This window comes from Microcystis sp. M49636_WE2, assembly GCF_030065375.1.
Classification (GTDB): Bacteria; Cyanobacteriota; Cyanobacteriia; order Cyanobacteriales; family Microcystaceae; genus Microcystis; species Microcystis aeruginosa_C.
The window spans coordinates 1-4,757 of sequence record NZ_JASJFG010000275.1 but is presented as its reverse complement, the minus strand read 5'-3'; the positions used below and the strand labels follow the sequence as shown (position 1 = coordinate 4,757).

Here is a 4,757-nt window from a genome sequence, read left to right as displayed (position 1 = left end):
TTATTTTCCCCTTCTCCTCTCTACCCTCTCCCCAATTCATAATTCATAATTCATAATTCCCACATCCCACACCCCACACCCCACAACCCACACCCCACTTCCCCAATTCATTATTCATTATTCATAATTCCCACACCCTACTTATCTAGAACGATCTTTGGGACAAGATTAAGTTTAAAATCTGAAATAGATGATTTTTTTGAGGATCGAGTCAAGTTTATGGCAGATATTGTCGATATTGCGGTCAGTGCCGATAATTTTAAAACTCTAGTGACGGCGGTACAAGCCGCTAATCTTGTGGATGCCCTAAAAAGTCCCGGCCCCTTCACGGTTTTTGCCCCCACCGACGAAGCTTTTGCCAAATTGCCCCCCGGGACGATTACAACCCTAGTGCAGAATATCCCCCAATTAACCCGAATTCTCACCTATCACGTCGTTGCGGGCAAATATATGCAGGAAGATTTGGCAAAATTGGCTGTAGTGACTTCTCTAGAGGGTTCACCGATTCCCATCGATTGTAGCGAAGGTTTTGAGGTGAAAAATGCCACGGTGGTGGCGGGTAATATCGAGGCGGATAATGGTGTGATCCACGTCATCGATACGGTGATCCTGATGGGTTAGTTTTTGACCGGCTTTTCCCCGGGCTGCATCCAGGGCAAATCTGTATTATTTAGTAACCAAATATACAGAAACTTTTGCTTGTTTATGGCTACGATGATCAACGGAGGAAAATGCCCACTTTCTGGACTTTCTTGTCCGCACCTGTTCAGACCATCTAATGGCTTTGCTACCATAAATATTAACGAAAAAGTAAGGAAATATTAAGGGAGATGAAAAATGGTTAACCAGTTTCTCCCCCTGATTAATTTTCGCCTTAGAATGCCGGTTTATCCACGTCGGTCAATATTCCTTTGAGAATGATCGTTTACCAGAAAGTTTTGTTCATATCGGTAGTCTCGCGGAATTAGCTCACCAACGACAAAAATATATTCTTAGCCATCTCGACAGTAATGGTAACGTGGAAGAACTCGCTCAAGAATGGGTGCAAACACTGCTCGCTAATCTAACAACTTAATAGTTTCTGGAAAATTCAGCCAAAAAAGAGGCCACTTTCCGCAAGATGACCTCTAAAATTTTTTGTTAGGGGTTATCAGTTATCAGTTATCAGTTATCAGTTACCAGTTATCAGTTACCAGTTCAGTAATAGGACAAAATTAACTTCTTGGTTAGGATAGGCACTCATGCAAGAGGTAGTTAGATATAGTCATTTCAGATAAGTCTGATACACTCTAGACCGGTTAAACCATTATGAACTCTGGCATTGATATTCTCAATCTTAATTGAAATGACTATATGTGTAGTTAATTGTGTCTAGCTGCTTACCAGTAAACAGTTACCATGTTCACTGATAACTGATAACTGTTTACTGGACGGCTACGCCGTGCCTTTGGCAACACTGAAAAAAGCTGCCCTATTCCCCAGAAGCATGAGGATCGATTTTGAGAACTAAAACCCCTAAAGGTGGTAAACAGAGATCGATCGAGTAGGGACGGCTATGATAGGACCATTCCTCCGACCATTTACCGCCGAGGTTGCCCATATTACTACCGCCATATTTACCCGCATCGCTGTTAAAGATTTCCTGATAAAAACCGGGATGGGGTACACCAACGCGATAATGGCTGTGGGGTTGGGGAGTAAAATTACAGACCACCACCACAAACTCCTGCCAATTTTTGCTCCAGCGCAGGAAAGAAACGACACTATGACTATTATCACTACAGTCGATCCACTCAAAGCCATCCTGACCAAAATCCTGGGTATATAAAGCAGGTTCACTCTTATAGGTGGCGTTCAAATCTGAGAAAAAGCGTTTTAGCTGTTGATGGGGTTCATGCTGCAAAAGACCCCACTCCAAATCACCCCAAACATTCCACTCACTCCACTGACCAAATTCCATGCTCATAAACATGGTTTTCTTGCCGGGGTGGGTAAACATATAACTAAATAATGCCCGGACATTGGCAAATTTTTGCCACTCATCCCCCGGCATTTTGCCAATCATATTACTTTTGCCGTGAACCACTTCATCGTGGGACAAAGCCAGCATATAATTCTCGCTGTGGTTATACCACATACTAAAAGTGACATTATTTTGATGGAATTGACGGAACCAAGGATCCATGCCGAAATAATCGAGCATATCGTGCATCCAGCCCATATTCCACTTCAAATTAAAGCCTAAACCGCCCATATAGGTGGGCCAAGACACCATCGGCCAAGCGGTGGATTCTTCGGCAATAGAGAGAATTCCGGGGAAATAGCTAAAAATTACATGATTGACTTGACGCAGGAATTCAGCGGCCTCTAAATTTTCCCGGCCACCGTACTCGTTAGCCACCCATTCCCCATCTTTACGACAATAATCGAGATAGAGCATAGAAGCCACCGCATCCACGCGAATACCGTCAATATGGTACTTATCGAACCAAAAAAGGGCATTAGCCACCAGGAAATTTCTGACTTCGTTGCGACCGTAGTTAAAAATTAAGGTTCCCCATTCCTTGTGTTCCCCTTTGCGCGGGTCGCCGTGTTCATAAAGATGAGTCCCGTCAAAGAAAGCTAACCCGTGGCCATCTTTGGGGAAGTGACCGGGGACCCAATCCACTAGCACACCAAGGCCATTTTGGTGACATTGATCGATAAAATACATAAAATCTTCAGGATTGCCGTAGCGACTGGTGGGGGCAAAATAACCCGTCACTTGATAACCCCAAGAACCATCAAAAGGATGCTCGGCGATCGGTAATAATTCGATATGGGTGTAACCTAATTCTTTAACGTAGGGAATCAGTTTTTCGGCTAACTCGTAATAACTCAAAAAGCGCGCCCCGGTGTTCCATTCCGACACGGGAACCGCTTCCCCGGACCCGGCAAGTAAACGGGGGGGTTCGGCACTAGAAGTGTGCAGCCAAGAACCGAGGTGTAATTCGTAGACGGAAACCGGTTGAGTTAAAGGATCGCTATGGCGGCGTTTTTCCATCCAATCGCTATCATTCCAAGTATAGCTATCTAAATTAGCCACAATCGAGGCGGTTTTCGGGCGTACTTCTTGGGCAAAACCGTAGGGATCAGATTTTTCGTAAATATGACCTTCCCAATTTTTGATCTCGTATTTATATTTAGTGCCAACACCGATTTCCGGGATAAACAATTCCCAGACCATATTATTACGTTTCCGCATTTGGTGATCACGACCATCCCAGTTATTGAAATCACCAATAATCGAGACGTTGCGGGCATTAGGGGCCCAAACTGCGAAATAAACCCCTTTAATACCCTCGATTTCAGCTAAATGCGCCCCTAATTTTTCATAAATGCGGTGATGGTTGCCCTCCCCAAACAGATGTAAATCAAAATCGCTCAGTTTGGCAGAACGGAAGGCATAGGAATCATAGATGACCCGTTCCTGTTCCCCCTCGTGAATGCGTAATTGATAATTGTTCAGTTCACCGATATCGATGACGCACTCGAAAAAATGGGGGTGATAAGCGGTCGTCATGGGATATTCTTGTCTTTGGGACGGTAAAATAACCCAAGCGGCCGTGGTTTTCGGTAAATAGGCTCTGACAACCCATTTATTTACTTTTCCTTCTTCTTCTAGGGGATGGGCCCCCAAAACCTCAAAGGGATCGTGATGGAGGTTGTTGACGATTTGATGGACTTGTTCGGGGGATACCACTATAGACATTCATTTACCACTCTTGACATCTACAATACTTATAGCAAGGAAATAGTCATTTTTTCCCTGCCTTCTGGGAATTCTCAAACTAATGATGTATTCTGCCTACTTAGGGTCTGCTGAAAAAGTTTTTCGTGGGGGTAGGGTGTGGGGTGTGGGGTGTGGGGTGTGGGGAAGTGGGAAGAATAAATAAAATAATCTCCTGACGACCTACGACCGACGACCGACGACCGACTCCTGACCCTAACAACAATTTTTGATTTTTACAAGAGGTCTATGGTAAAACTGCCAATTTAATCCGGCTCTGGTCATTCTCGATGTTAATCTAGCGGATAGCCTCGAATTTGACCTACTCTACATCTCTACACAGTTCTTAACTGGAACGAGTTTGATCCCTAGGAGATTGACTTTCTTCTAATTCAGCTTTGATTTTTACCGAGTCTTCAATCTGCTGGGCCTCTCGCTTAAATTCACTTTCAAATTCCTTGGATGCTTCTTGAAATCCTCGAATCGTTTTGCCTAAACTGCGACCGATTTCTGGTAATTTTTTCGGTCCGAAAACTAGCAGGGCAATCAAGAGAATTAACCCCATTTCCGGCAATCCAATCCCAAAAATATTCATGTTTTTGCTCCTAATAAAAAACTCGCGGTGGGCAATAACCCACCTGCCAAAGTCCGAGGGATAATTCTGCCGCCAAAAATGGCGACGAGATTGTTGGAATCTGCTTACTGACCCCAATCTACATTAAATCCTTCTAAAATTAGGGAGGAGTTGTAGATCTGTAAAATAATCAGCAAAAAGACTAAAAACAGAGCCATAAAAACTCCCATCAGCAAGGTAGTTCCCCAACCGGGAGAAACTTTACCATATTCCGAGTTGAGGGGACGAAGGATTTCACCTAAGCGTGTACGCTGTGCCATAAGTTACCAAGAAAGATCTGTAAATGATAATTTTGTATTGATCCGTAATTTGACGAAGTGCCAACCGGTCAACCCAGTGAGATAAAATCTACTG

At 43.9% G+C, this 4,757-nt stretch carries 4 protein-coding genes; 1 reads left to right on the top strand and 3 read right to left on the bottom strand.

Going from position 1 to position 4,757, the window contains the following annotated elements; translation table 11 throughout:
* Positions 1–219: 219 nt before the first annotated feature.
* Positions 220–621 (top strand): fasciclin domain-containing protein, encoded by a 402-nt coding sequence (locus tag PX484_RS06625; protein WP_002803963.1) that lies wholly within the window; start codon positions 220–222, stop codon positions 619–621.
* An 850-nt stretch (positions 622–1,471) separates the two neighbouring features.
* On the opposite strand, the gene glgB is transcribed toward PX484_RS06625, so the two are convergent.
* The 3 genes from glgB to psbH all read right to left on the bottom strand — a co-directional run bounded on the left by glgB (position 1,472) and on the right by psbH (position 4,663).
* Entirely contained in the window at positions 1,472–3,751 is a 2,280-nt protein-coding gene (gene glgB / locus PX484_RS06620) for a 1,4-alpha-glucan branching enzyme (protein ID WP_287766849.1), read from the bottom strand.
* Between the two features lie 364 nt (positions 3,752–4,115).
* Positions 4,116–4,364 carry a TatA/E family twin arginine-targeting protein translocase gene (locus PX484_RS06615; protein ID WP_002743526.1) on the bottom strand — a complete coding sequence of 83 codons (249 nt, stop codon included), beginning with the start codon at positions 4,362–4,364 and terminating at the stop codon, positions 4,116–4,118.
* Positions 4,365–4,468: 104 nt separating this feature from the next.
* Positions 4,469–4,663: a photosystem II reaction center phosphoprotein PsbH gene (gene psbH, locus PX484_RS06610; RefSeq protein WP_002736544.1), complete on the bottom strand. Its 195-nt coding sequence runs from the start codon at positions 4,661–4,663 to the stop codon at positions 4,469–4,471.
* Positions 4,664–4,757 lie beyond the last annotated feature (94 nt).